The 24968-nt window shown below is 44.6% G+C and carries 28 protein-coding genes, 1 pseudogene and 1 other annotated feature; of the genes and pseudogenes, 20 read left to right on the top strand and 9 right to left on the bottom strand.

What is annotated here, in order from left to right:
* Positions 1 to 74 precede the first annotated feature (74 nt).
* The 8 genes from C4K46_RS02180 (at position 75) to trpA (ending at position 7378) form a co-directional block, all read left to right on the top strand.
* On the top strand, positions 75 to 599 hold the full coding sequence (locus tag C4K46_RS02180) for a VanZ family protein (protein ID WP_209626903.1): 525 nt from the start codon (positions 75 to 77) through the stop codon (positions 597 to 599).
* Positions 600 to 695: 96 nt separating this feature from the next.
* Positions 696 to 920, top strand: a binding site (T-box leader).
* A gap of 193 nt (positions 921 to 1113) precedes the next feature.
* Positions 1114 to 2472 carry an anthranilate synthase component I gene (trpE, locus tag C4K46_RS02175; protein ID WP_209626901.1) on the top strand — a complete coding sequence of 453 codons (1359 nt, stop codon included), beginning with the start codon at positions 1114 to 1116 and terminating at the stop codon, positions 2470 to 2472.
* A complete protein-coding gene (locus C4K46_RS02170) occupies positions 2469 to 3038 on the top strand; it encodes an aminodeoxychorismate/anthranilate synthase component II (protein WP_209626899.1) in 570 nt (189 codons plus the stop codon). Before trpE ends, C4K46_RS02170 begins: the two co-directional genes overlap by 4 nt.
* Before the next feature lie 4 nt (positions 3039 to 3042).
* The gene (gene trpD, locus C4K46_RS02165) at positions 3043 to 4047 is read left to right on the top strand and encodes an anthranilate phosphoribosyltransferase (protein ID WP_209626897.1); all 1005 of its coding nucleotides are present in this window, start codon (positions 3043 to 3045) and stop codon (positions 4045 to 4047) included.
* Positions 4044 to 4811: an indole-3-glycerol phosphate synthase TrpC gene (gene trpC / locus C4K46_RS02160; protein ID WP_209626895.1), complete on the top strand. Its 768-nt coding sequence runs from the start codon at positions 4044 to 4046 to the stop codon at positions 4809 to 4811. Before trpD ends, trpC begins: the two co-directional genes overlap by 4 nt.
* Positions 4798 to 5388, top strand: a complete 591-nt coding sequence (locus C4K46_RS02155; RefSeq protein ID WP_209626893.1) for a phosphoribosylanthranilate isomerase — start codon at positions 4798 to 4800, stop codon at positions 5386 to 5388. Before trpC ends, C4K46_RS02155 begins: the two co-directional genes overlap by 14 nt.
* Positions 5378 to 6586: a tryptophan synthase subunit beta gene (trpB, locus tag C4K46_RS02150; protein ID WP_209626891.1), complete on the top strand. Its 1209-nt coding sequence runs from the start codon at positions 5378 to 5380 to the stop codon at positions 6584 to 6586. The genes C4K46_RS02155 and trpB overlap by 11 nt, the downstream gene beginning before the upstream one ends.
* 9 nt (positions 6587 to 6595) lie before the next feature.
* Positions 6596 to 7378, top strand: coding sequence for a tryptophan synthase subunit alpha (gene trpA / locus C4K46_RS02145; RefSeq protein WP_209626889.1), 783 nt, complete (start codon positions 6596 to 6598; stop codon positions 7376 to 7378).
* Here the strand turns inward: trpA and C4K46_RS02140 are convergent.
* Entirely contained in the window at positions 7347 to 8009 is a 663-nt protein-coding gene (locus C4K46_RS02140; protein WP_209626887.1) for a prepilin peptidase, read from the bottom strand. The two genes, trpA and C4K46_RS02140, sit on opposite strands and share 32 nt — an antisense overlap.
* Positions 8010 to 8130: 121 nt before the next feature.
* Here C4K46_RS02140 and C4K46_RS02135 point away from each other — a divergent pair, with 121 nt between their 5' ends.
* From C4K46_RS02135 to C4K46_RS02105, 7 genes are all read left to right on the top strand, one after another.
* On the top strand, positions 8131 to 8658 hold the full coding sequence (locus tag C4K46_RS02135; RefSeq protein WP_209626885.1) for a Dps family protein: 528 nt from the start codon (positions 8131 to 8133) through the stop codon (positions 8656 to 8658).
* Between the two features lie 82 nt (positions 8659 to 8740).
* Entirely contained in the window at positions 8741 to 8959 is a 219-nt protein-coding gene (locus C4K46_RS02130) for a YqgQ family protein (protein ID WP_209626883.1), read from the top strand.
* Positions 8960 to 9343, top strand: a complete 384-nt coding sequence (locus C4K46_RS02125) for a rhodanese-like domain-containing protein (protein WP_209626881.1) — start codon at positions 8960 to 8962, stop codon at positions 9341 to 9343.
* Between the two features lie 130 nt (positions 9344 to 9473).
* Positions 9474 to 10124 carry a hypothetical protein gene (locus C4K46_RS02120; protein WP_209626879.1) on the top strand — a complete coding sequence of 217 codons (651 nt, stop codon included), beginning with the start codon at positions 9474 to 9476 and terminating at the stop codon, positions 10122 to 10124.
* Positions 10125 to 10186: 62 nt separating this feature from the next.
* On the top strand, positions 10187 to 10834 hold the full coding sequence (locus tag C4K46_RS02115) for a hypothetical protein (protein ID WP_209626877.1): 648 nt from the start codon (positions 10187 to 10189) through the stop codon (positions 10832 to 10834).
* Positions 10835 to 10896: 62 nt separating this feature from the next.
* Complete coding sequence (locus tag C4K46_RS02110; protein ID WP_245335103.1) at positions 10897 to 11592, top strand: hypothetical protein; 696 nt, start codon at positions 10897 to 10899, stop codon at positions 11590 to 11592.
* Between the two features lie 4 nt (positions 11593 to 11596).
* Complete coding sequence (locus tag C4K46_RS02105) at positions 11597 to 12304, top strand: hypothetical protein (protein WP_209626873.1); 708 nt, start codon at positions 11597 to 11599, stop codon at positions 12302 to 12304.
* Positions 12305 to 12506: 202 nt separating this feature from the next.
* Here the strand turns inward: C4K46_RS02105 and C4K46_RS02100 are convergent, their stop codons facing one another.
* Complete coding sequence (locus tag C4K46_RS02100; protein ID WP_209626871.1) at positions 12507 to 13232, bottom strand: 16S rRNA pseudouridine(516) synthase; 726 nt, start codon at positions 13230 to 13232, stop codon at positions 12507 to 12509.
* A gap of 169 nt (positions 13233 to 13401) precedes the next feature.
* Between C4K46_RS02100 and typA the strand changes: the two genes are divergently transcribed.
* Positions 13402 to 15243 (top strand): translational GTPase TypA, encoded by a 1842-nt coding sequence (typA, locus tag C4K46_RS02095; protein ID WP_209626869.1) that lies wholly within the window; start codon positions 13402 to 13404, stop codon positions 15241 to 15243.
* A 155-nt stretch (positions 15244 to 15398) separates the two neighbouring features.
* Entirely contained in the window at positions 15399 to 15668 is a 270-nt protein-coding gene (locus C4K46_RS02090; RefSeq protein ID WP_209626867.1) for a DUF3165 family protein, read from the top strand.
* A 6-nt stretch (positions 15669 to 15674) separates the two neighbouring features.
* On the opposite strand, the gene C4K46_RS02085 is transcribed toward C4K46_RS02090, so the two are convergent.
* From C4K46_RS02085 to C4K46_RS10690, 7 genes and pseudogenes are all read right to left on the bottom strand, one after another.
* On the bottom strand, positions 15675 to 16535 hold the full coding sequence (locus C4K46_RS02085) for an alpha/beta fold hydrolase (protein WP_209626865.1): 861 nt from the start codon (positions 16533 to 16535) through the stop codon (positions 15675 to 15677).
* 79 nt (positions 16536 to 16614) lie between these two features.
* Positions 16615 to 17661, bottom strand: coding sequence for a serine hydrolase domain-containing protein (locus tag C4K46_RS02080; RefSeq protein WP_209626864.1), 1047 nt, complete (start codon positions 17659 to 17661; stop codon positions 16615 to 16617).
* 308 nt (positions 17662 to 17969) lie between these two features.
* Positions 17970 to 18821 (bottom strand): alpha/beta fold hydrolase, encoded by an 852-nt coding sequence (locus C4K46_RS02075; protein ID WP_209626862.1) that lies wholly within the window; start codon positions 18819 to 18821, stop codon positions 17970 to 17972.
* Between the two features lie 161 nt (positions 18822 to 18982).
* Positions 18983 to 19894, bottom strand: a complete 912-nt coding sequence (locus tag C4K46_RS02070; RefSeq protein WP_209626860.1) for an alpha/beta hydrolase — start codon at positions 19892 to 19894, stop codon at positions 18983 to 18985.
* A 26-nt stretch (positions 19895 to 19920) separates the two neighbouring features.
* On the bottom strand, positions 19921 to 20502 hold the full coding sequence (locus tag C4K46_RS02065) for an NAD(P)H-dependent oxidoreductase (RefSeq protein WP_209626859.1): 582 nt from the start codon (positions 20500 to 20502) through the stop codon (positions 19921 to 19923).
* 11 nt (positions 20503 to 20513) lie between these two features.
* Positions 20514 to 20714 carry a hypothetical protein gene (locus C4K46_RS10535; protein WP_245335102.1) on the bottom strand — a complete coding sequence of 67 codons (201 nt, stop codon included), beginning with the start codon at positions 20712 to 20714 and terminating at the stop codon, positions 20514 to 20516.
* A gap of 228 nt (positions 20715 to 20942) precedes the next feature.
* Positions 20943 to 21062 (bottom strand): annotated as a pseudogene (locus C4K46_RS10690) (helix-turn-helix domain-containing protein); the annotation flags it as partial.
* 255 nt (positions 21063 to 21317) lie between these two features.
* On the opposite strand from C4K46_RS10690, the gene murD reads away from it, so the two are divergent.
* The 3 genes from murD to C4K46_RS02045 are packed head-to-tail and all read left to right on the top strand — an operon-like array spanning position 21318 to position 24919.
* Positions 21318 to 22670 carry a UDP-N-acetylmuramoyl-L-alanine--D-glutamate ligase gene (gene murD, locus C4K46_RS02055; protein ID WP_209627122.1) on the top strand — a complete coding sequence of 451 codons (1353 nt, stop codon included), beginning with the start codon at positions 21318 to 21320 and terminating at the stop codon, positions 22668 to 22670.
* A gap of 1 nt (position 22671) precedes the next feature.
* Entirely contained in the window at positions 22672 to 23754 is a 1083-nt protein-coding gene (locus C4K46_RS02050) for a UDP-N-acetylglucosamine--N-acetylmuramyl-(pentapeptide) pyrophosphoryl-undecaprenol N-acetylglucosamine transferase (protein WP_209626857.1), read from the top strand.
* On the top strand, positions 23738 to 24919 hold the full coding sequence (locus tag C4K46_RS02045; protein ID WP_209626855.1) for a cell division protein FtsQ/DivIB: 1182 nt from the start codon (positions 23738 to 23740) through the stop codon (positions 24917 to 24919). The genes C4K46_RS02050 and C4K46_RS02045 overlap by 17 nt, the downstream gene beginning before the upstream one ends.
* The last annotated feature ends 49 nt before the right edge of the window (positions 24920 to 24968 follow it).

The raw sequence follows: 24968 nt of genomic DNA, 5'->3' as shown, positions 1-24968 counted from the left end.
AGAAGCGCTTAGTTTAGGCGCTCTTGTCCTACTCTGACTTTACGGAGTCAGGCCTGGACTAGAAAGGAGGAGCGATGAAAAAAGTAGACTGGAACTTGGAGGAAGATGCTCAGTTAACTAGCAAGGCTGGCCTCCTTTTAAGAGGGGGGATTATTCTTTACTTGGTGTTGCTAGCTCTGATGTGCTTCTTGCCGCAAGTATCAGATGGTATGGAAACACCAGGTATCCAGCACTTTGGCCGGTTGGTGGTCCTTTTAGTCCCCTTTAATTCCCTGGTTAATCTGGGCCAGGTCACGACGGGTCTCCAACTCTTTAAAATCATCATTCAAAACTTGATGAATATCTTTTTGCTTTTCCCCCTAATCCTCCAGCTCCTCTGGATCTATCCGGCCCTCAGGAGGCTCAAAAGAGTTCTAGTTCTCAGCTTTTCCATCAGCCTTTTTATTGAATGTAGTCAGCTGCTTTTGGACTTTTTCCTGGATGCCAATCGAGTCTTTGAGTTGGACGACCTTTGGACCAATACCCTGGGAGGCTATCTGGCCTGGCTGGTCTTTCAAAAGAGCTATGCTTGCTGGCAAAAAACAAAAAAATCTTCCTAATAATCGATAAAAGTTCGGATTTTGCTTGGATTTCATCTTTAAAAGGCTCCTTTTACAGAAAACTATTGACAAATAAGGAATAAGGTTCTATAATAGAGGAAATCATCAGAAAAGTAATAGATTTCTTATTTTCAGGGAGCTTGTGGTTGCTGCGAACAAGTAATAGGAATCTAGGAAATGGGCTGATGGAATGAAGATGAATTTGAAACAATAAGAATTCGGTGAGCACACCTTACAGTGCAGCTTGTTGCTCGACAAGACAAAGAGATGGAATTTTCCATGAATGAGGTGGCACCGCGTTGCTTATCAGACGCCCTCGCACAGTTTTTCTGTGTGTGGGCTTTTTTGTAGCCTGGTGGGGAGCCTCTTGCTTAGTAGTTGACGCTAGTGACAAGGTAGAGAGATGGAGTTTCTCCATAAATGAGGTGGCACCGCGGCTATCGCCCTCACACAGTTTATTTGTGTGTGGGCTTTTTGCTTGGCCTGCTCCTTGGCTTGATAGAAAGGAAGAAAGATGCAGAAAGTTTTACCAGCAGATATTTTAACCCCGATTCTTGCTTATATGCGAATCAAGGGAGAGCATAAGGTGATTTTGGAGAGTATTCCTCGCGATAAGGAGAATGCCCGCTTTTCCATTTTAGCCTATAATCCCGTCTTTGAAATCAAGTATGAGGATGGCCAGCTCTGGAAAAATGGCCAAGTCCTTGAGGCGGATCCCTTGGACTATCTCCACCAACTGACGGTTAAAAAGAAGGAGGCTAGTCAGCTTCCCTTTAGTGGTGGGGCTATCGGCTTTGTGGGCTATGATATGATTGCCCTCTATGAGGATATCGGAGAGCTTCCACCAGATATTATCGGAACACCAGATATGCACTTTTTTGTCTATGAGAGTTATCTCATCTTTGACCATAAGAAGGAGAGGATTTATCTGGTAGAGGAGTCTCTTTATAGCCAACGGACAGAAGCCGACTTAAAGGCGAGTTTAGAGGCTGTTTTGGAACAATTAAAGGAGCCTAGTTCTGCGGAATTTTCAGAGCAAGACTTGGAAAGTCTCCACTTTAAAAATCATCTGGAGGCCCAGGCTTTTGAGGAGATGGTTGATCAGGCTAAGGCCTTGATTCGGCAAGGGGATATGTTCCAGTGCGTATTGAGTCAGCGCTTTTCAGCCGATTTTAGCGGTCAGCCCTTGGATTATTACCGCAATTTAAGGGTGACCAATCCTTCCAACTACCTTTACTTCTATGATTTTGGTGATTACCAGGTTATCGGAGCCAGTCCAGAGAGCTTGGTTTCCGTCAAGGATGGTCTGGTGACGACCAATCCCATTGCGGGAACTAGACCTAGGGGAAAGGACGAGCAGGAAGATCGCCTGCTGGCTGAGGATCTCTTGGCAGACGAGAAGGAAGTGGCTGAACACCGGATGTTGGTGGACTTGGGTCGCAATGATTTGGGTAAGATTTCCCAAATCAATAGTGTTCAAATCAGCAAGTATATGGAGGTGGAGCATTTTCGCTATGTCATGCACTTGACCAGTGTCGTTCAGGGCCAGCTCCTGCCTGATTTGACGGCCATGGATGCCCTCAAATCAACCCTGCCTGCGGGGACAGTCTCTGGAGCACCCAAGATTCGGGCCATGAAACGAATCTATGAATTAGAAAAGGAGAAAAGAGGTATTTACGCTGGGGCTATCGGTTATCTGTCTGCTACTGGAGACATGGATTTGGCCATTGCCATCCGGACCATGATTTTAAAGGCTGGCCGGGCCTATGTCCAAGCTGGGGCTGGTATTGTCTATGATTCCCTTCCAGCCAATGAATACCAAGAAACGATAAATAAGGCCAAGGCTATGACCAAGATAGGAGACCGTTTATGATATTATTGATTGACAACTATGATTCTTTTACCTATAATTTGGCCCAATATATCGGGACCTTTGCTGAGGTCAAGGTTTTGCGCAATGATGATCCGGCCCTTTATCAAGCGGCCCAAGAGGCTAAGGCCCTGGTCTTTTCACCCGGTCCAGGCTGGCCAGCCGACGCGGGGGAAATGGAGCAGATGATTAGAGATTTTGCGGAGAAAAAACCGATTTTAGGGATCTGTCTGGGCCACCAGGCTATTGCTGAAGTTTTTGGGGGTAGGCTGGGTCTGGCTCCCAAGGTTATGCATGGAAAGCAAAGTAAAATTCAATTTGAAGCGGAATCCCCTCTTTATCGCGGTCTAAGCGACCAACAGGAGGTCATGCGCTACCACAGTCTCTTGGTGGAGGAGCCGCCGGCTGACTTTGAAGTGACAGCCCGCTCGATGGATGATGGGGCTATTATGGCGATTCAACACTCTAGCTTGCCCATCTATGGTTTTCAATACCATCCAGAAAGCATTGGAACGCCAGATGGTCTGGCCTCCATTAAGAATTTTATCGACCTAGTAAAGGAAGGGTAGGCTTATGAAAGAAATCATTGGAAAATTAGCCAACTTTGAAGATTTGACAGGGTTGGAAATGAGGGCAGTTATCGAGAAAATCGTAACTGGCCAAGTCAGCGAATCCCAGATTACGGCCCTCTTGCTGGGCTTGAAGATGAAGGGAGAGACGGTTGAGGAGCGGACTGCCCTAGCCCAGGTGATGAAAGAGCATGCCCTGTCTATTCCTACGACAGTAGAAGGGGTCATGGATAATTGCGGGACGGGCGGAGATCAGTCTGGTAGCTTTAATGTCTCAACCACAGCAGCCTTTGTCCTTTCGGGTGGAGGAATTCAGATGGCCAAGCATGGCAATCGCTCCATCTCTTCCAAGTCTGGTTCGGCCGATGTTCTAGAGGCTCTGGGTATCAACATCAATATGTCGCCCCAAGAATTAGGAGAGATTTTTGCCAAAACTGGCCTCATCTTTCTCTTTGCTAAAAACATGCACCCAGCCATGAAGTACATTATGCCAGCCCGTCTAGCCTTGGGTATCCCAACTATCATGAACTTGACTGGCCCCCTGATTCACCCTATGAATCTGGATAGTCAGCTTCTGGGTCTCAGTCGGCCGGACTTGCTGGAGAGTACCGCCCAGGTCTTGAATAATATGGGCCGGAGGCGGGCCCTGGTTCTGACTGGTCCTCAAGGGATGGATGAAGCTGGCCTGCATGGGAGGACCCAGCTGGCCCTCCTTGAGGCAGGAGAAATTCATCTCCAGAGCTTTGAGCCAGAGGATTTGGGAATGGAGCGCCAGTCCTTGGAGGCGATTCGAGGAGGAGATGCTAGGGAAAATGCTGAAATATTAGAGGCGGTTCTCAAAAATCAGGCTAGTCCCTATCTAGAAATGACGGTCCTCAATGCTGGTCTTGGCTTTTACGCCAATGGTAAGGCTAGCACAATCAAAGAAGGCCTTGCTCTGGCTCGTGAGGTGATTGCAGACGGTCGGGCCTATGAGAAATTAAGACGCTTACAGGAGTACCAAAGATGACAAAAGATTTCCTAGAGACCATTATCCAGCAAAAAAAATTGGAACTGGCCCAAATGCCGACCGAAAGACTAAAGCCCCTCAGGCAGACCTATTCCTTTTATGACTATGTAAAGAGTCATCCAGAAAAATTACAAGTCATAGCCGAGGTAAAAAAGGCTAGTCCTAGTATGGGAGACATCAATCTTGATTTGGACTTGGTCCAGCAGGCCAAGCTCTATGAAGGAGCCGGGGCAGCCATGATTTCTGTCTTAACCGATGAACTTTTCTTTAAGGGCCATCTGGATTATCTGCGGGAAATTTCTGCTCAAATCAAGATTCCGACTCTCAATAAGGACTTTATCATTGATGAAAAACAGATTATCCGAGCAAGAAATGCAGGAGCTAGCGTGATTCTCTTGATTGTGGCGGCTCTGACTTTTGAGCGGCTCAAGACCCTCTATGATTTTGCCTGTGGTCTGGGCTTAGAGGTTCTGGTGGAGACCCACAACCTGGCCGAATTAGAGCAGGCCCATCGTTTGGGAGCTAAGATTATCGGGGTTAATAACCGCAATTTAATCAGCTTTGAGACCGATATCAATACCGGTCTCGGGCTATCGCCCCACTTCCAGTCTGAACCTATTTACATCTCGGAGTCAGCCATCTTTGACCGAGAAGATGCTGCCCTAGTCGCCCCTTATTTCCAAGGGATTCTAGTGGGAACGGCCCTGATGCAGGCAGGAGATGTCCCAGCCAAGGTAAAGGAGTTAAGGATTGACAAAGGTTAAGATTTGTGGTCTCAAAGACCCCCTAGCCCTTGAGGCAGCTCTCCAAGCAGGAGCAGACTATGTTGGCTTTGTCTTTGCTAAAAGCAAGCGCCAAATCAGTCCGCAAGAGGCTAAGGACTTGGTCCGCCAGGTTCCTAGCCAGATTAAAAAGGTTGGAGTCTTTGCTTCTCCTAGCCTGGACCAGATAGAAGCGGTCTTGAAAGAGGTAGAGCTGGATTTTATCCAGATACATGGTGACTTTTCCAACCAGCATTTAGCCAAGTTGCCTTTGCCAGTCATTCGGGCCTATCAAATCGGTAAGGAAATGGAGGAGGTCGGCCATAGTCCGGCAGCTTATCTCCTCTTTGATGCCCCTCTAGCTGGAAGTGGCCAGACCTTTGATTGGCAAAAGCTGGATAGCAAGGCAGTGACCAAACCCTTTTTTATCGCAGGTGGTCTAAATGTAGACAATGTTCTAGAGGCGATTGAGCATTTTTCGCCCTATGCGGTAGATGTGTCAAGCGGAGTCGAAACAAGGGGGCAAAAAGACCCTCTCAAGATAAAAGAATTTATAGAAAGAGTGAAATATGGCCTATAATCAACCAAATCAAGAAGGATTTTACGGTGATTTTGGTGGACGCTTTGTCCCCGAAACCCTGATGACTGCTGTTTTAGAGCTGGAAGAAGCCTATCGGGAGAGTCAGAAAGACCCGGCCTTCCAAGCGGAGTTAGCAGACCTACTCAAGCAATATGTGGGGCGGGAAACTCCCCTCTATTTTGCCAAAAACCTGACGGCCTATGCAGGTGGGGCCAAGATTTACCTTAAACGCGAGGACCTCAATCATACCGGGGCCCACAAGATTAACAATGCCCTAGGCCAGGTGCTTTTGGCCAAGCGAATGGGTAAGAAGAATATTATTGCTGAAACTGGGGCTGGCCAGCATGGAGTGGCCACAGCTACAGCTGCTGCTCTTTTTAATATGGAATGCACTATCTATATGGGAGCAGAAGATGTCAAGCGCCAGGCTCTCAATGTCTTTCGGATGGAGCTTTTAGGAGCCAAGGTTGAGGCAGTTTCTGATGGCTCAAAAGTCCTTAAAGATGCGGTTAATGCTGCCCTAAGAGCCTGGGTTGCTAAGGTGGAGGATACCCACTATGTCATGGGCTCTGTCCTAGGTCCCCATCCCTTCCCTGAAATCGTAAGGGATTTTCAAAGTGTCATTGGTCGGGAGGCCAAGGAACAATTTGCCCACTTGCATCAAGGGGCCCTACCAGATGCCCTCTTGGCCTGTGTAGGTGGTGGTTCCAATGCTATTGGTCTCTTTTATCCCTTCGTTAATGATTCCTCTGTGGCCATGTACGGGGCTGAGGCAGCCGGTCTGGGTCTAGACACCCAGGAGCATGCAGCTACCCTAACCAAGGGGCGGCCAGGCGTCCTTCATGGAGCCCTGATGGATGTTTTGCAGGATGAGCAAGGTCAGATTTTAGAAGCCTTTTCTATCTCAGCGGGGCTAGACTATCCAGGAATTGGTCCTGAACATTCCCACTTTAAGGCGATTGAAAGAGCCCAGTATGTGCCAGTGACTGATGAGGAGGCCCTTGAAGGCTTTCAAATCCTCTCACGAACAGAAGGCATTATTCCTGCCCTTGAGTCCAGCCATGCGATTGCCTATGCAGTCAAGCTAGCCAAGGAGCTAGGACCGGACAAGAACTTAATTGTTTGTCTATCGGGTCGTGGAGACAAGGATGTGGTACAGGTCAAGGAACGCTTAGAGCGTCAAAATGAAAATAAGTAGGAGGGCCAGATGACAAGTAAAACATTGACAGAGACACTAGCGAAAATCAAGGCAGACAAAAAGGGGATTTTTGTCCCCTATATTATGGCGGGTGATCATGAGCAAGGCTTGGCTGGCCTAGCCGCAACGATTGAGCACCTAGCTGACTTAGGTGTTTCAGCAATCGAGCTGGGGCTCCCTTTTTCGGATCCAGTCGCAGACGGCCCGGTCATTGAGGCAGCTGGTCTAAGAAGTTTGGCCCAAGGAACCTCGGTCAAGGACTTGCTTAGGACCTTAAAAACTATCAAGAGTCGGGTTCCTTTGATTATCATGACCTATTTTAATCCCATTTACCAGTATGGCTTGGAGCAGTTCTTTAGCGATTTGCAAGAGACTGCAGTCAAGGGCTTGATTATTCCCGATTTACCCCATGAGCATGAAGATTTGGTCCAACCCTTCTTAGAAAATCGTGATTTGGCCCTGATTCGTCTCATCAGCCTAACCACTGGCCTTGAGCGCCAGCAAAAGTTGTTAGAAGGGGCGGAAGGCTTTGTCTATGCCGTTGCGGTCAATGGGGTGACCGGTAAGTCAGCGGCCTATGGCCAGGATTTGGACCAGCATTTGAGGAAACTGAGAGACCTGGCCGAGATTCCTGTTTTAACCGGCTTTGGGGTCTCTAGCCTAGCTGATGTGGAACGTTTTAACCGAGTTTCAGACGGAGTTATTGTCGGTTCCAAAATTGTCCAGGCCCTGACAGAAAAAGATGCCACCATTGATGATTTTATCCGGCAAGCAGTTGCCCAGAAAAAATGAGCAGAAAGCTAGCCAGAAAGAGGCAGGGAACAAAGGGAATCCTGTCTCTTTTTCTTTGGAGAAAAAAGTAGACGAAACCAAGACAGCTGGCTATTTGAATCAGCCAGAGAATTTGAAGGAGGGAAAAGATTAGCGAGTAGGAGGCTAGAAGAAAGAAGTCCCCCGTTCCAATCCCTAAGGGAAAGAAATAAGCCAAAAGGCCCAGACAGAGAAAGACCAGGGTCAGGGGATTAAGACTGGTCACAAAGAGCAAGGGAAGCTGAAAAAAGAGCCAGACCAGGAAGGGATAGCTGAGCGATTTGAAGTCATAGATGGCTAGGACCAGGCCCAAGGTTAAGAGGAGGAGCTGGCTGAAACTTAAACTTCCTAGGGAGTAGAGATAGAAGAAAGTGGCTAGGACCAGCTCAAAAAGGGAGTAGAAGGGGGAAATCTTTTGCTGACAAAAACGGCAACGAAAGCGATTGATTATCAGCGAAAAGATGGGAACCAAGTCACGCCAGGCCAACCTATGACCGCAGGCTTCACAATGACTGCCTGGTCTAATGATAGAGCGGTGGGGGAAGCGGTCGATAACCAGGCCCAAAAAGGAGGCCAGGCTAGCGCCCAGAATAAAGAAATATAGTTCAATCATATCTATTTATTCGTAGAAAAGTCTGAAATTTTGCAACTTTTCTAATCTAAGTTCAATCAGTTGATTTTCTTATTTAGAATCGTTATAATTTATTTAGAATAAAGAAAAGAGGAAATAGATAATGACTCAAAAGAAAAATGAAGCAGCTAAGGATGTTGCAAACTTTGCTACCGTAAAGAGCATCCATGGTTCCCTACCAAAGACCAAGGCCTTGTTAAACCAAGCAGTGGCAGACCTCTATACCGCCCATGTGGCCCTGCACCAAGTGCACTGGTATATGCGGGGACGGGGCTTTATGGTTTGGCATCCAAAAATGGATGAGTATATGGAAGCCTTGGATGGCCACCTAGATGAAATCAGCGAACGCTTGATTACCCTTGGAGGAGCCCCTTACTCTAGCCTAGCAGAATTTAGCCAACACACAAAAATCCAGGAAACAGTTGGTAGCTTTGATAAGACTATGGAAGAAAACTTAGAGCGCGTGTTGTCTATCTACCGTTACCTAGCAGGTCTTTTCCAAGAAGGTTTGGATGTGACTGATGAAGAAGGCGACGATGTGACCAACGATATCTTCAACGGTGCCAAGACCGAGGCAGAAAAAACCATCTGGATGTTGGCAGCCGAGCTTGGACAAGCTCCTAATTTATAAGCCGCAAAAAGAAGGAAAGTTAAATTTAACTTTCCTTCTTTTTTGTATTGAAAATGGGCTGAAAATCTGATAGAATAAGCTCATGAAAACACTTTACGATGTCCAGCAATTCCTCAAGGGTTTTGGAATTATCATCTATATGGGCAAGCGCCTCTACGATATTGAGATGATGAAGATTGAGCTTGAAAGGATTTATGAGGCCGGCCTCATGGACAAGCTCCTCTACTTGGAGGCAGAACTAATCCTTAGACGGGAACATCGCTTAGAGTTAGAATATTTAAAGAAAAAAGAAGGAGAATAAATGTCTTTATTAGTTAGTGCAGGAATCGTAATAGGAGTGGCGGCGGCTTGGATGGGCTTCAACTACTGGCGGTTGCGTCGGGCAGCCAAGTTGGTTGACAATGAAGAGTTTGCAGTTTTGATTCGTCAGGGGCAGCTAGTCGACTTGCGTGAGCCCAGTGAATTTCGTCGCAAGCATATTTTAGGAGCGCGCAATATCCCAGCTAACCAGCTCAAGGAAAGCCTTCAAGCCCTGCGCAAGGATAAGCCAGTCCTGCTCTATGAAAACAGTCGCGGTCAAGCGGTCATGAATGCGGCCATTGCCCTAAAAAAAGCAGGCTTTACCCAACTCTATATCCTCTCTTTCGGTCTGGATAGTTGGGACGGAAAAGTAAAGATAAGATAGGCCCCAGGGCTTATTTTTTTAGCTAAAAAGTTCTGGTAAAGACCGTCGAAATGGAGGGGGATGTCTAAAAAATCGCTTTCAGGTAGATATAAAATAGAGTATAATAGAAAAAGAATAGGAGTTTATGTATATGAATAAGAAAATGAAATTACTAGCATTATTATTAGGAGTGATGGTTATGATGTTGGGTTTGTCAGGTTGCCGTTATTTAGGGGAGAGGAAGTTTTCGGATTTGGAAAAGGTTTATCCAACTCGGAATGCCTACGATTTGTTTAAAGTCTTTCCGAAAGGATTTCATATTTTGAATACTCAGGAATTTGACGAAAAAACAATTTATTATTTAAGTTTAGATGGAAATGCTTCTGCGCAATCAATTTCTGGGGAGCTAGAAATTACTGAAGATAATCAAAAGGTAGAAGAGGTAGAGATTGAAGTAAAGAAAACAGGGGAATTAGTTGCTAATAAACCACTATCAGAAAAATACCAGGATTTTTTAGATAAATTTCAATTCTTATTTCAATTATTTGACTTAAAACAGAATCAATTGGGTTCTTTTAGAAGTAATGATACTTGGGATAATGCCAACGGAGACTATATCCGATTTTATAAAATAAATGATGTAAAGGTTGCCAACTACTTGGAAACTGGAGGACAAGAGCTCAGCTTAGGGGTTCAAGGAAATACAAGCGATGATAAAGAACATGATTATTCTAGAATAGTAGATATTGGATGGAATAATAAAAATATTAGAGAATTTATTTTTGATAAAGGAGAAAAATAATGACCAGTGAAAAACGGCTTATGCCGCAAGGTTTGTATTATGAAAATAAATAGGAGGTTGATATGAGCAAGAAAATGAAATTACTAGCATTATTATTAGGAGTGATGGTTATGATGTTAGGTTTGTCAGGTTGTCGTTATTTAGGGGAGAGGAAGTTTGCGGATTTGGAAAAGGTTTACCCAACTCAGAATGCCTACGATTTGTTTAAAGTCTTTCCGAAAGGATTTCATATTTTGAATGTTGCCAGTTATAATAGCACGTCATATTATTTAGATTTAGAAGGGGATTATGCCAATAAGTTAATTACTGGTACTTTAGAAGTGAATGAAAATGATCAGATGGTAAAAAGAGTTGATGTAGAGTTGAAAGAAAGTGGAGAATTTATTGTCCATCAACAATTAGAAGAAAAATATCAGGATTATTTAGAACAATTTCAATTTTTATTTCAGCTCCTAAATTTAAGTCAAGACCAGTTACATTCCTTAAAAAGTAAGAAAACTTGGGATAATGCCAATGGGGACTATATCCGATTTTATGAAATGGATAATAAAATTGTCGCAAATTATTTGAAAATAAAAGGAACAAATTTTGGCATAAATATTCAAGGGAATTTGGAAGAAGATAAAAGATTTGGTTATTCTAGAGAGGTAGAAATTGGTCGAGATGATAGTTCAATCAGTGAATCAATTTTTAGTAGAGGTGAAAAATAATGACTAGTGAAGAACAGCTGCTGCAAGGTTCGTGTTAGGAAAAAGAATAGGAGTTTATGTATATGAATAAGAAAATGAAATTACTAGCATTATTATTAGGAGTGATGGTTATGATGTTAGGTTTGTCGGGTTGTAATAAAAATAGTCGAGCGCATGTCGAAAAACAATTTGCGGATTTAGGCAAAATCTATCCAACGAAAAATGTTGAGGACTTGTTTAAAGTATTTCCTGAGGGGTTTCAAATTATATATACTCATTCAAAAGATTCAGACGGGAAAGATATATCGTATTTTATAAATGTCTCAGGTAATCCAGAAAATAAGAGGATAAAAGGGATCGTAGAGAAAAAAATAACAGTTGTAAATAATGGTATTTCTGATATGAAAATGCTATACAAACATAACATCGAATTAACAAAAGAGGGATGGAAAAGCTTAGATAAAGACTATACCTTAGATGATATAGTTAAGGAAACACAATTTTTATTTCAAAAAAATACTTTTAATAAAAATATACTATCTAGTTATAAAATAATAGAAAGTAATTATAATTCAAATATTTCAGCTTATCATATTGCTTATTATCTGAACAATGATTTATTATCATTAAACAACTTGGATATTTCTAAAAAAGATGAAGCAAAGAATTTTATCCTTTCTTTCACCAGAAACAATGAATCAAATAAATATATTGAAATAAATATGTCTACCCCCCTTTCTTTTAAATCAGAAACTATAATAGAAAAATTTAAGGAGTAAAACTATGAAAAAATCAAAATCAATCATATTACTCGTTATATTTTCCATATTGATACTAATCGGAGGTCTAATCGTGACAAGAGTAATTCAGCAAGTGACTAGCGGAGGCTTTGACCGTGCGAAGATTGAAAAGCAACTTGACTATATGTCGGAGGTCTACCCAACACCTAAGGTGTCGGACTTATTTAAAAAGTTTCCGAAGGGGTTTGAGATAAAATATGTCTTATCAGACCATTCAAAGGCAGCTTATACTGGAGGAAAAGATATAGACCATTTCATTATTCTAACTGGTAAGTCAGAGACAAAAGAAATTCAAGGAGTTTATTATCAAGAAGAAAGAAAAGTGGACGACGAAGTTAGGACAGAAGAGATCTCTATCCGCTATACTGAGGATGGAGGGATAGTAAAACTTGATGGAACGCCTGTAAATGAAAAGGTGTCGCAGATAAAGTTTTTATTTACAAATCTAACTTTAAATAAGGAAATTTTATCAACATTTAAAATTAGAAGTTATTTTAAAAATCCAGTTTCTGGAGATGATGAAATTACATATATATTCAAAGACTCTTGGGTTAGTAAGCAACTTAGCGCTTCAAAGGAAACAGAGTTAGATATAAATTTTACATATTTACAGCCTTCGTCTCCCTATTTGAGTATGATATCACTTTCGAGTGGCGATGAATCTTTATTTGAAATTATTGATGCGAAATGACGAATGATAACAATATAAAGAGAAGGAGTCGCTATGGATTACACAACTTATGTCATGATAACTAGTTACTTGATTGAAAACTTATTGATAGATGGTAAGAAGAAAAATTTGAGGAGATAAGTACTCATGATTAGCGAAGAACGGCTTATGCCGCAAGGTTATTTAAGCATTCTCCTGTTTCCTCCTTGCTAGCAAGCTATTTTTACCGGGTCTTTTCTAGTAGGAGCTTGATTGTTTCTAGCTCTTGCGAGTGAAAGGGGCGATAGCTCCCTTCGGCTAGCTCAGGGTCCAGTTCAAAGGGACCAAAATGGGTCCTCTGGAGGTAGATTACCTTGACTCCGACCGAGAGAAACATTTTTTTGACCTGGTGAAATTTTCCCTGACTGAGACAGACCGAGGCGCTACTTTTATGGTGCTGACTCTGATGAATGGTGAGTTGAGCGCTTTGACAGACCGTTCCGTCGTGAAAGATAATGCCCCGCTCAAAGGCCTCAATGGCACTATTATTTAAGGGGCCATTGACCTCAACATAATAGGTCTTTTGGACATGGTACTGGGGGTGGAGGAGCTGAAAGCCCAAAGGTCCATTGTCGGTCAGGATAAGTAGGCCCCTCGTATCACGATCCAGCCGACCGATAGCGTAGAGGTCAGAAGAGTAGTCACTGGGGGCAAGTAGGTCCATAACGGTCCTTTTTTCAGCATCTTTATTGGCCGTAAGAACTCCTGCTGGTTTATTGAGCAGGTAGTAGCGGTGGCTGGGAGCCTGGAGGCTTTTTTGCTCTAGGCTGATTTCTTGTAGGCCCGTATCAACATTTTGACTCAACTTGCGGGCTGCTTGTTTATCGACTAGGATTTGCTGGCGCAGGAGGGCCTGCTTCATCTTTTTTCGGCTGATTTGATTGAGGGCCAGTAGCTTATCGAGGCGCATGGTTTCTCCTTTTTTTCTTCTTCTATCATAGCACAAGCGGACTGGAAAAAAACAGGTCCTTGTCATTTTTTTACTGAAAACATTTACATCAGGCTCCTTTGTGCTTTTTGGTCTAAACTGTGGTATAATCAATCAGTTAGAATAAAATTTGAATGAATTAGAGGAAAGCATGACAAAATTAAGAGAAGATATCCGCAATATTGCCATTATTGCCCACGTTGACCATGGAAAGACAACCTTGGTTGACGAGCTGCTTAAGCAGTCTGAAACCCTAGATGCACGGACTGAGTTATCAGAGCGGGCCATGGACTCCAACGACCTGGAAAAGGAGCGGGGAATTACCATTTTGGCCAAGAATACAGCCGTAGCCTACAAGGGAGTTCGGGTCAATATCATGGACACCCCAGGACACGCCGACTTCGGTGGAGAAGTGGAGCGGATCATGAAAATGGTAGACGGGGTGGTCCTAGTGGTGGACGCCTATGAGGGAACCATGCCTCAGACTCGTTTCGTCTTGAAAAAGGCTCTGGAGCAAAACCTGATTCCAATCGTGGTTGTTAACAAGATTGACAAGCCTTCTGCCCGGCCGGCCGAGGTAGTAGATGAGGTCTTGGAACTCTTTATCGAGTTGGGAGCTGATGATGACCAGCTGGACTTCCCAGTAGTCTATGCTTCTGCAATCAATGGAACTTCTTCTCTATCAGACAATCCAGCCGAGCAAGAGCATACCATGGCACCGGTCTTTGATACTATTATCGAGCATATCCCAGCGCCAGTTGATAATTCAGATGAGCCTTTGCAGTTCCAAGTTTCTCTCTTGGACTACAATGATTTCGTTGGTCGAATCGGGATTGGACGGGTCTTTCGTGGTAGCGTTAAGGTAGGAGACCAGGTTACCCTTTCTAAGCTAGACGGGACAAGCAAGAATTTCCGCGTAACCAAGCTCTTTGGTTTCTTCGGTTTGGAAAGACGGGAAATCACTGAGGCCAAGGCTGGTGATCTGATTGCTGTTTCTGGTATGGAGGACATCTTTGTCGGGGAAACCATTACACCGACAGATGCGGTAGAGGCCCTGCCGGTCCTTCATATCGATGAGCCAACCTTGCAGATGACCTTCCTGGTTAATAACTCTCCTTTTGCCGGTCGCGAAGGAAAATGGGTGACTTCTCGTAAGGTGGAAGAGCGCCTCCAGGCCGAGCTACAAACGGACGTTTCCCTGCGGGTAGATCCGACAGACTCTCCTGACAAATGGACCGTTTCAGGTCGGGGAGAATTGCATCTCTCTATCCTGATTGAAACCATGCGTCGGGAAGGCTATGAACTGCAAGTATCTCGGCCAGAGGTTATCGTCAAGGAGATTGACGGAGTGAAAATGGAGCCTTTCGAGCGTGTGCAAATCGATACGCCAGAGGAATATCAGGGTTCCGTTATCCAAAGTTTGTCTGAACGCAAGGGTGAAATGCTGGACATGGTGGCGACTGGTAACGGTCAGACCCGCCTAGTCTTTCTGGTACCTGCTCGTGGTCTGATTGGTTACTCTACTGAATTCCTATCCATGACGCGCGGTTATGGGATTATGAACCATACCTTTGACCAATACCTACCGCTTATTCCAGGGGAAATCGGTGGCCGCCACCGCGGAGCCTTGGTGTCTATTGACGCTGGTAAGGCAACCACCTACTCCATCATGTCCATCGAGGAGCGGGGAACTATCTTTGTCAATCCTGGAACAGAAGTATATGAGGGAATGATTATCGGTGAAAACTCTCGGGAAAATGACCTGACAGTCAACATCACCAAGGCCAAGCAGATGACCAATGTCCGCTCGGCAACCAAGGACCAAACAGCGGTTATCAAAACACCACGGATTTTGACCTTGGAGGAGTCGCTGGAGTTCCTCAACGATGATGAATACATGGAAGTGACACCGGAGTCTATCCGTCTGCGCAAGCAAATCCTTAACAAGGCTGAACGTGAAAAGGCTAATAAAAAGAAAAAATCTGCTGAATAAGTTTGTGCTAGGGAGAGTTTGACAAAACAAGTCCTCCCTCTAGCATGCTGCAAGCTTGATTGGGTCCTTGGCGAGTTGGGAGGGGCCTAGCTAGGAGCTAGTCAACTATTGCACGAATACTTATAGATAAATTTTAATTTCAGGGAGGAGGGCTTATGTTTTATTTGATTGTGGGAATTCTCATTCTCTTGTTTTACATTTTTGCTGCTCCTCCTAGTATTCGGGGGACGCTCAATGTGGTGACGTTGGTTTTAATCTTGGTTGTTTTGCTCATTCTCTTGACTTTGGCGGCTTTCAAGATTTTCCAACTACCTAGTGAACTCTTTGTGACGATAGGAATGCTGACCCTGGCTTTCTTTGCCTTGCGTGACCTTTCCCGAATGCCCGTCAAGAAAAAAAGAAATAAAAGCGATAAGAGTAGTTAATCACTCTTATCGCTTTTTAATATCGAAATGCTGGTGTAAAATGGGGAAGAAATCCTGCGGGTTATGGAGAAAGGGGGAGTGGCTGCTATTTTTTATCCTAAATAGGTGGGCGCTAGGATAGCGGTCGCTGACAAAGTGCATGCTATCTCCGAAAATATCATTGTCTCCAAAGGTTATAGTGATAGGAAAAAGGGGAGTCTCAAGGCGAGTTAAGATGGGATAGGTGCGGACTGCCTTGCTGGTTTGACTGTTGGCCTTGACCGAGGCATTGCTGACATCTGAAACCTGGCCCCGAAATTCGGGATAGTCGGCATTGTAGTTGAGGTCGACTTGACGAAAGAGCGCCTGGGAAGCCTTGGAGCTACCAAGACTACCGAGCAGAGAGTTGATGCCCATTTTTAACCATTGGGCAGAAGAACAATGATTTTTATTGTAAGTCATCATTTCTTCTTCCATTTGTTGCCACTGAGAGCCCGTTCCTGTCCCGGGTGAGCAGAGAAAGAGACTGAGTAGGCGTTTAGGGTATTTGCTGGCGTAGATTTGAGCGTAAAGACCGCCCCAGGAATGTCCGAAAAGATGAAATTTTTTTAGTCCGAAGTAGTTACTGATTTTATTGAGGTCATTCATATAGGCTTCTATACTATAATCACCGCTGGGGCAGGGAGATTTTTTGGTCCCCCGCTGGTGAAAAGTGATGATTTGGAAGTCGTTTTTAAATTCTTCAGCAAACCAAGGGAAATCGTCAGGAGCTCCTGGTCCTCCATGAAGTAAAATAATGGTTTCTTTCTGGGGCTTGGGATAGCAGATAGTATAGAGGCGGTCGGGACCGTTTTCTATTATCTCTTCAATTTTTGTATCTTTCATCATCGTTTTCCTTTCCTTGAAAATTGCTAGGAGAGTGGGGAGACTAAAGGACTTATCCTCTTTAGTGTTCTCCTCACTTACATCAACTAAGCTGGCGCAACAATCGAACAATCTCAATCAGCGGATAAAAACTAGTTTGCATGGCTCTAGATGAACCAAAGTTAATGGCAATTTCAGCATCATGCTCAGCATCATACCATAGATGGACGGCAGTTAAGCCCAGGTGGCCAACGGGACGGGGGAAATTCCAAAGCCAGGGAACAAAGCCGGAAAATTTGACATTCATGCTTCCGGCTCCATAGTAAAGTCCACTACGATATTTATGGCGGGATCTGGTCATCCATTCCCAAGATTCTTGACTAATTAGCTGGCCTGTATGGAGGGCGTGAATAAAGGTTAAATAGTCATCCAGCGTGGCTGCGAGTCCGCCGCCAGCCCAGTCCATGGTCAGGGACTGAGCTGTATCTACTCTTGTTTTTCCTAGATAAAGGGGAGCGATTGTATCATCTCCCACAGTAGGCTTGGTTCGCAAGGGCATAAAACTGCGGGTCATTCCCAGAGGGTCAAAGATTTTTTCGTGCACAAGCTGGGAGTAGGCTCTTCCTGTAACCTCCTCAAGTAGGAGTCCCAGGATAGTAAAGCCTGTGTCGCTATAAAAGAATTTTTGGCCGGGCGCTCCGATAGGTTTCTGGTATTCTCTAGCATAGTCCAGTAAGCTAGCTGGCGTCCAGCGACGGTCCAGGTCGGTCACTGTCAGTTCAGCCAGTGTGTCCCCCTTAGTTGGTCCATTGAGGTAATCATTTGCTCCAGAAGTATGGGTCAAAAGTTGCTCAATGGTGACATCATCTATCTTGCCTTCCATGAAAATCCCTTGTAAAATCTCCCTGTCTAGTATCGAAGCGACAGGGGTATCCAGACTAATTAGCTTTTGTTCGACTAGTTGCAGGGTGAGAGCTGCGGGAGCTAGCTTACCTACACTTGCTGAATGATAGGGTAAATCCTGGGCGCCATAGCGATAGTCTATACCAAACTTGGGTGAACGAACGGCAACTTGGGCTTGCCATTTTTTCCGATACTTATCTAAATTCTGGGTCAGTTTACTGTTAAAGTCGTCTAATATTAGGGACATGATTTTTCTCCTTTTTGCCTTTATTTTAGCAAATGAAAGGCAGGAAATCTCAATATTTTTGATAAGTGGTTATTTTTGGGGAACAAGTGGTCAAAAAAGAGGGATGAAGAACTAGAAAAGGACTAGGTCAAGAATCCTTTTTGACCAGGAACTGCTCTAACCTAGCTGAATCTAAGATGTTTGCTATATTTTTAGACCTAGATAAAAGAAGTAGAACTTGCAAACTAAAAAGGCCAAGCTAGGGGTTTAAGGCTAGCTTGGTCTGGCTATATTTTAGAGGAATAGGGCTCTCCTTAGCTTTCTTTTTCCTAGTTTTTAAAATGCTGCTGCAAGATAGCGAAGTAGTGGTCTGGATTTTGAAAGAATGGGAAATGGCCACTGTTTTTGATGAAAAAGATTTGGGCGCTGGGATAGCGTTTCTCGATAAAACGTTTGCTGTCGCCAAAAATATCATTGTCTCCGAAAGTTACGGTAATGGGAAAGCTAGGATTTTCTAAAGGAGCTAGGGGCGGGTAGGCCATAATGGCCTTTCTGGTCCGATTGCCGGCTTGAACTGAAACATTGCTCATGTCAAAAGTCCTATCACGAAATGCTGGATAATCGGCATTGTAATTGCGCGCAACTTGCCTAAAAAGAGCCTGGGAAGCCTTGGAACTACCAAGATTGCCGAGCAGAGAAAAGATGCCCATTTTGATCCAGTCCAAGCGGGAACAATGGTTTTTATTATAGGTCATCATTTCCTTCTCCATGATTTTCCACTCTTTACCTGTCCCCGTTCCCGGTGAGGAGAGAAAGAGGCTGAGGAGGCGTTCGGGGTGTTTACTAGCATAGATTTGCGCGTAGAGGCCACCCCAGGAATGCCCTAAAAGGTGGAATTTATCTACCTTGAAGTGGTTAGCGATTGTATCGATGTCTGCAATGTAAGCTTCTATACTGAAGTCACCACTGGGGCAGGGCGATTGTTTAGTTCCTCGTTGATGAAAGTTGATGATTTGGAAGTCTTGTTCAAATTCTGCTAGAAACCAGAGGAAGTCATCTGGTGTCCCTGGCCCTCCATGCAAGAGAATAATCGTCTCCTTGCCGGGGTTGGGATAGCAGACTGTATAGAGCTGGTCGGCGCCGTTTGGGATGAGCGTTTGAATTTTTTGAGTACGAGTCATAATGTTTCCTCCTTAAGTTCTAGCTTAGCAGAAACCTAGCGCCAAATCTACCCTTTCTGGCTAAGTGGTAAGTTTTCCTAAGTGAGTGGTAGAAAAGGTGAGGGGAAATGACAAAGAAACCAGCATTGCTATCATAGCAATGCTGGTTTATATTTGGAATCTTATTCTAGGATAATCTCAGCAAGCTGTCGTCTGGCTTCTTTGGCCTCTGGAATGGGAAAAAGTGGATAGACATGGTTCATTTTTTCTTTGACGATAAATTGATGCGGAATCTTTTCTTGCGTCAGTTGCTCTGCTAACAACCTTATGTCTGGATAAAGAATTTCATGACTGCCACTAAAGAGGCTGATAGGCGCCATTTGGGCAAAGTAGGGACTGTTAATGGGACTGACCAAGGGATTTGCTCCGTTTTCCTTGCCCGCACTCCAGAGTTGACCAACCTTGAGCGAATACCAAAAGTCAACGATAGGATCCAGAGCTTGATAGTCTTTTATTTCTGGATTTTTCATTTCAATATCCAGCCAAGGTGAGATTCCAATCAAATGTCGGGGTTGCTTTAAGTCTTTTTCAACTAACAAATGAGCCAAGCCAAAGACTAGGCCACCGCCTGCACTATCTCCAGCAATCGTAATGAGCGAGGGGCTATCAACTGCAGTTAGTAGCAGTTGGTAGAGTTCTACTAACTTAGGATAGGTGTCTCGATAGTTGTATTTGGGCGCCTTAGGATAAATCGGAAGGACAACTTTGACATTTGTCAAACTAACAATCTGGCGCAGCATCTGATAATGAAAAGAAAGAGGCTGGCTAACATAGGCTCCGCCATGCAGGTAGAGCAGCACTTTTTGGTCAGAAGTCTGCTGGTCATTCCAGATAAAGGTTTGCATCCCGGCGATGATTTTATCTTCTACGGGCATGCCGACCATTTTGCTGGGATTAGCCACTAAGCGAGCACTCTTTTCTTCCGCTTTTTTTAAATGTTTGGCTAGGGCTGGGTCATCTTTAGGAACAAAGCCCAGTTTTACTCCCGTTAGTAGCATTTTTTCAAGTGACCAGCTAGTCAGAGAACGCTTCAATCTCTTTTCCTCCTTTGGGCTTTTACTTAAAGTAGGTCAGCAATCTGATTTAGGGCGGCCCGGCGTTGTTCAGGGGTTTTACGGGCAATACGGCCGACATTGAACCATTTGCGGGATTTCTTACCAATGCCGACTGCCTTAAGTGTAGAACTAAGTACCGCTTTTTGAACGACATTGCCACCAAAAAGCTTCAGGTACCAGGTGGGACTAGCAGCAGTGGTCAAGACCAGAGCTTCTTCAATCTGGCTTAAAAGCCCAGTTAGAAGGCCACTTTTTTCTTCTTGGTAGGCATAGGTTTTGAGAAAGACCTTGTCGAAAAATCCCTTGACGATAGCAGGCACATCATACCACCAAATCGGAAAGATGAAAATCAAGCGATTGGTTTTGTCTAGCACCTTTTGATAGTGTTGCACCAAGGGGTCAACCGCCTCGCCTTTTGAAAAGAGGGCTAATTCTTCTGCCTTGTAAACGGGATTAAAATTGTCTGCGTACAAGTCCAGCACTTGATAGGCTTGACCTTGTTTTTTTAATTTTTGAGTAACGGTTTCTAAAATAGCATGGTTGAAGCTCTTGTCGTAAGGATGAGCATAAATAATGGTTGTAAGCATGGTTTTACCTCCTACTGATAAAAGTCCAGAATCTCTTCGATGAGTTGGGCTAGGACCTGGTCTGGGGCTGGATAAAGTTTCTGCCGCACCAAGAGGCTAAGCCCAAAGATAAAGCCCCAAAGGTGCATAAAGGTCTGGTTAAAATCATAGGAACCAGCTAGAGAATCGATAAACTCCTGGATTCTCTTTCGGCTGTGCTCAAAGCAGTCCATCTCTCTTTCTAAGCCCAGCTGGCCATTTTCATCGGTCTGGGTGGCTAGCGCGTACTTGCTGAGAAAGAGAAAGTCAAAATAATGAGCATGTTCTTGGGAGTAAAGGATAAAGCGTTGGGCTAGATGACAAATCCTCTGTCTGGGACTATTTGCCTCCTCCTCGCCTTCCTGTAAGAAGAGGACAAAATGGTGAGAGACTAGCGGAATTAAGGCCCAGATAAAATCGTCCTTGTTTTTAAAATGACGATAACTGGCGACATGACTGACCTGGCAGGCTCGGCTTAGTTTACGGAGGGAAAGTTGCTCCCAGCCTTCCTGGCCGATTTTTTCCAGTCCCTCTTCTAGCAGCCTTTCTCTCAGGCTTTCCTTAGTTTCTTTCAGCTTGTATCACTTCCTTTCACCATCTAGTTACCAGCGGTAACTTTATCTACCTTTAGTATAACGCTTTCATAGATAAAAAGCAAGTCAAAGGTCAAAAATTCTATTACCATATATTGCAAATTTTTCAAAACTTGATAACAAGGAGAAGAAAATAGAGCTGGGCCTTTTTTATTTTCCCAAAAAAGGGTAAAATAGAAGGTACTAGAAATAAAGAGGTTGATGATGAAGTACATTTCAAACTTTAGAAATAAAAAAGTTCTTGTTTTAGGTTTGGCCAAGTCAGGAGAGTCTGCGGCTCGTCTCCTGGATAAGTTGGGAGCTATCGTGACAGTCAATGATGGCAAGCCCTTTGAGGAAAACCCTGCGGCCCAGTCCCTTTTAGAAGAAGGGATTAAGGTGGTGACTGGAGGCCACCCCTTGGAGCTCCTAGATGAGGACTTTGAGTTGATGGTTAAAAATCCAGGGATTCCCTACGACAATCCCATGGTTGAAAAGGCTCTGGCCAAGGGGATTCCAGTTTTGACCGAGGTGGAGTTGGCCTATTTGATTTCAGATGCGCCCATTATCGGTATTACTGGTTCAAACGGCAAGACCACGACGACAACAATGATTGCTGAGGTCCTATCGGCTGGAGGGCAAAAGGGCATTCTGGCCGGCAATATCGGCTTTCCAGCTAGTCAGGTTGCCCAAGAAGCGACCGACAAGGACAGGCTAGTCATGGAACTTTCCAGCTTTCAGCTGATGGGGATTGAAGCCTTTCACCCCCAAATGGCCGTCATCACCAACCTTATGCCAACCCACTTGGACTATCATGGCTCTTTTGAGGACTATGTGGCAGCCAAGTGGAATATCCAAAAGAATATGACAGCTCAGGATTTTTTGATTCTCAACTTTAATCAAGACCTGGCTAAGGATTTGGCTCAAAAGACCCAGGCCCAGGTCCTGCCTTTCTCGACCAAGGAAGTGGTCGATGGGGCCTACCTCAAGGATGATGTCCTTTATTTTCGGGGGGAGGCCGTTATGGCCGCTCAGGATTTAGGAGTGCCGGGTAGTCATAATATCGAAAATGCCCTGGCTACAATTGCGGTGGCTAAACTTTCAGGCATTAGCAACCGGACGATTCAGGAAAGCCTAGCTAACTTTGGTGGGGTCAAGCACCGCCTCCAATACGCTGGTCAAGTGGCAGGTGTCAAGTTTTATAACGATAGCAAGTCAACCAATATCCTAGCAACCCAAAAAGCCTTATCTGGTTTTGATAACCAAAAGGTGATTTTGATTGCAGGGGGCTTGGACCGAGGAAATGAATTTGATGAATTGGTACCCGACCTCAAGGGCCTAAAAAGAATGGTTCTTTTAGGTCAAGCAGCGGACAGGCTCAAACGAGCAGCCGACCAGGCTGGGGTCAGCTATCTAGAAGCCACTGATGTGGCAGATGCGACCCGCAAGGCCTTCGATCAAGCAGGGCCAGGAGATATTGTCCTGCTCAGTCCAGCCAATGCTAGTTGGGATATGTATGCAAATTTCGAGGTGCGCGGAGATGAATTTTTAGCGACCTTGGCAGAATTAAAGGGCTAATATGAAAAAAATAATCTTTACTGGGGGAGGAACGGTAGGGCATGTGACCCTCAACCTCCTCTTGATTCCTAAATTTATTGAAGGGGGCTGGGAGGTCCACTACATCGGTGATAAAAAGGGGATTGAATATCAGGAAATTCAAAAGGCAAATCTAGCTATCCAGTTTCATTCGATTGCAACGGGTAAGCTGAGACGTTACTTTTCTTGGCAGAACCTGCTGGATGGCTTTAAGGTGGTCTGGGGGATTTTTCAGTCCCTCCTTATCCTTTGGCGTCTGCGACCACAGGTCCTCTTTTCAAAGGGAGGCTTTGTTTCGGTGCCGCCAGTGATTGCAGCCAAGCTTTCAGGGGTCCCTGTCTATGTCCATGAGTCTGACTTATCGATTGGTCTGGCCAATAAAATTGCCTATAAATGTGCGCGCAAGATGTATTCAACCTTTGAGCAGGCTGCTAGCTTGACCAAGGTGGAGCACCTAGGAGCAGTGACCAAGATTGCTGACGCTGGGGTTGAAAATAAGGAGAAACTTGCAGAGATTTGTGCTCATTTTGACAGCCGACTCAAGACCCTCTTGTTTGTCGGAGGCTCTGCTGGTGCGCGTGTCTTTAATGACTTTATTAGTCAGCACCAGCAAGCCCTAACCGAAAGCTACAATATCATCAATCTGACGGGTCAGGCGGACCTACAGGAGCTTTCCAAAAATCTCTATCGGGTAGACTATGTGAGCGACCTCTACCAGCCCTTGATGCAAGTGGCTGATGTGGTTGTAACTAGAGGGGGCTCCAATACCCTCTTTGAACTATTAGCCCTAAAAAAACTTCAACTAATCATCCCGCTAGGTCGCGAGGCCAGTCGGGGAGACCAGCTGGAAAATGCAGCTTACTTCGTTAAAAAAGGCTATGCCCAAGAGTTGCTGGAAGAGAACTTGACTTTGAACAGCCTAGAAGGGGCAGTTCAGGACTTGCTCCAGCATCGGGAAAAATATGAGCAAGCAATGGAAAATTCTCAGGAAATCAAGACCCTGGATGAATTTTACGCCTTGTTAAAAGCGGATATTGCAAAGGAAGAAAATGACAAGAAAAGATAAAGATGAGAAACAAGAAAACCAGGAAGAACTATCTGAATGGCAAAAGAGAAATAAGGAATATCTAGAAAAAAAGGCCCAGGAGCAGGCTGAGGCAGAAGAAAAAATCGAGGAAGAAAGGCGAGCCCACTTCCCCCAAGAATTTGAGGAGGAAGAAGAGGAGGTCCAGGACCAAGAAGTCGAGCTGGAAGCAGAAGCGGACTCCGACTCCCAGGAGGAGCCAGAAGAAGAGCTTGAGCTAGAAGATGACCAGGAAGTCCAACTAGAAGAAGAGTTAGAGGAGCTGGATCCTAAGGAGGCTAAAAAGTTGGCCAAGGCCCAACTCAAGGCTGAAAAAAAAGCAGCCATACCTCCCCTATCCAGACGCCATATTTTTCGGGCCAGTCCGGTCCTCTTTCTTAGTGTCTGCCTGGTCTTGGGTGCCATCTATTGTCTGACTCCCCTATCTAAGGCTAGACAGTTAGAGGTTGTCGGTAATAAAGAGGTGGCCAAGGAAGCCATCATCAAGGCCTCCTTGATTGATGAGCGGGACTATACTCTAACGACCTGGCTCAACCGACCGGCCTATGCTAGAAACATCAAGGAGTCTAATCCCTGGATTAAGGCTGTTGAGCTAGACTATCGTTTTCCTAGCCGCTTTACGATTAAGGTGACAGAGTATGATATTTTTGCCTACGAGACCAGTAGTGGAAATATCTATCCAATCTTAAGCAATGGCCAGCTGATTAAGCAGAATGTGGCCGAGGACAAGTTGCCAGAAAAGTACATCAGTCTAAGCTTTTCTGATCCAAAAATGATAAAAAAATTTGTGGAGGAATCGGGCCAGCTTGCTAGCTCCATCAAGAATGATTTAGCCAAGGTGACCCTGACACCAACTGCGGCAACCAAGGATCTCTTGACCCTTGAATTTTACAGTGGTCATAAGGTCTTGGTTCCCTTGTCTGAACTGGGGAAAAAACTTCCCTACTATGAAAAGATTAAGTCCCAGTTGACCCTAGGTTTTGTTCTCGATATGGAGGCAGGAATCTTTAGCCGGCCCGATATTGTGGAGGAGCCTAAGACAGAGAATCAGGAAAAATCAGAAGAAGAAAAACAGGCGGAAGAACAGGGAAATCAAGAGACAAATAGCGATGTGAACCCTGAAAATAATAGTGAAAATAATGAATAAAATCTGCCCACTTTTACTTTTTTTATGTTATAATAGGCGTTGGATAGCT

Source organism: Streptococcus oricebi (assembly GCF_017883985.1).
GTDB classification, from domain to species: Bacteria; Bacillota; Bacilli; order Lactobacillales; family Streptococcaceae; genus Streptococcus; species Streptococcus oricebi.
Note: the sequence above shows the minus strand (reverse complement) of the source record. Positions and strands in the feature narration are given on the sequence as shown.

Bases quoted from the DNA above. Each gene is read 5' to 3' on its own strand.
- C4K46_RS10535 (WP_245335102.1), bottom strand. From the start codon at position 20,714: ATGGACTGCTTTGAGCACAGCCGAAAGAGAATCCAGGAGTTTATCGAT.
- C4K46_RS02085 (WP_209626865.1), bottom strand. From the start codon at position 16,535: ATGATGAAAGATACAAAAATTGAAGAGATAATAGAAAACGGTCCCGAC.
- typA (WP_209626869.1), top strand. From the start codon at position 13,402: ATGACAAAATTAAGAGAAGATATCCGCAATATTGCCATTATTGCCCAC.
- C4K46_RS02170 (WP_209626899.1), top strand. From the start codon at position 2,469: ATGATATTATTGATTGACAACTATGATTCTTTTACCTATAATTTGGCC.
- C4K46_RS02180 (WP_209626903.1), top strand. From the start codon at position 75: ATGAAAAAAGTAGACTGGAACTTGGAGGAAGATGCTCAGTTAACTAGC.
- C4K46_RS02120 (WP_209626879.1), top strand. From the start codon at position 9,474: ATGAATAAGAAAATGAAATTACTAGCATTATTATTAGGAGTGATGGTT.
- trpA (WP_209626889.1), top strand. From the start codon at position 6,596: ATGACAAGTAAAACATTGACAGAGACACTAGCGAAAATCAAGGCAGAC.
- C4K46_RS02130 (WP_209626883.1), top strand. From the start codon at position 8,741: ATGAAAACACTTTACGATGTCCAGCAATTCCTCAAGGGTTTTGGAATT.
- C4K46_RS02090 (WP_209626867.1), top strand. From the start codon at position 15,399: ATGTTTTATTTGATTGTGGGAATTCTCATTCTCTTGTTTTACATTTTT.
- C4K46_RS02100 (WP_209626871.1), bottom strand. From the start codon at position 13,232: ATGCGCCTCGATAAGCTACTGGCCCTCAATCAAATCAGCCGAAAAAAG.
- C4K46_RS02115 (WP_209626877.1), top strand. From the start codon at position 10,187: ATGAGCAAGAAAATGAAATTACTAGCATTATTATTAGGAGTGATGGTT.
- C4K46_RS02105 (WP_209626873.1), top strand. From the start codon at position 11,597: ATGAAAAAATCAAAATCAATCATATTACTCGTTATATTTTCCATATTG.
- C4K46_RS02075 (WP_209626862.1), bottom strand. From the start codon at position 18,821: ATGACTCGTACTCAAAAAATTCAAACGCTCATCCCAAACGGCGCCGAC.
- trpE (WP_209626901.1), top strand. From the start codon at position 1,114: ATGCAGAAAGTTTTACCAGCAGATATTTTAACCCCGATTCTTGCTTAT.
- C4K46_RS02135 (WP_209626885.1), top strand. From the start codon at position 8,131: ATGACTCAAAAGAAAAATGAAGCAGCTAAGGATGTTGCAAACTTTGCT.
- C4K46_RS02140 (WP_209626887.1), bottom strand. From the start codon at position 8,009: ATGATTGAACTATATTTCTTTATTCTGGGCGCTAGCCTGGCCTCCTTT.
- C4K46_RS02050 (WP_209626857.1), top strand. From the start codon at position 22,672: ATGAAAAAAATAATCTTTACTGGGGGAGGAACGGTAGGGCATGTGACC.
- C4K46_RS02125 (WP_209626881.1), top strand. From the start codon at position 8,960: ATGTCTTTATTAGTTAGTGCAGGAATCGTAATAGGAGTGGCGGCGGCT.
- C4K46_RS02080 (WP_209626864.1), bottom strand. From the start codon at position 17,661: ATGTCCCTAATATTAGACGACTTTAACAGTAAACTGACCCAGAATTTA.
- murD (WP_209627122.1), top strand. From the start codon at position 21,318: ATGAAGTACATTTCAAACTTTAGAAATAAAAAAGTTCTTGTTTTAGGT.
- trpB (WP_209626891.1), top strand. From the start codon at position 5,378: ATGGCCTATAATCAACCAAATCAAGAAGGATTTTACGGTGATTTTGGT.
- C4K46_RS02045 (WP_209626855.1), top strand. From the start codon at position 23,738: ATGACAAGAAAAGATAAAGATGAGAAACAAGAAAACCAGGAAGAACTA.
- C4K46_RS02065 (WP_209626859.1), bottom strand. From the start codon at position 20,502: ATGCTTACAACCATTATTTATGCTCATCCTTACGACAAGAGCTTCAAC.
- trpC (WP_209626895.1), top strand. From the start codon at position 4,044: ATGACAAAAGATTTCCTAGAGACCATTATCCAGCAAAAAAAATTGGAA.
- C4K46_RS02110 (WP_245335103.1), top strand. From the start codon at position 10,897: ATGAATAAGAAAATGAAATTACTAGCATTATTATTAGGAGTGATGGTT.
- trpD (WP_209626897.1), top strand. From the start codon at position 3,043: ATGAAAGAAATCATTGGAAAATTAGCCAACTTTGAAGATTTGACAGGG.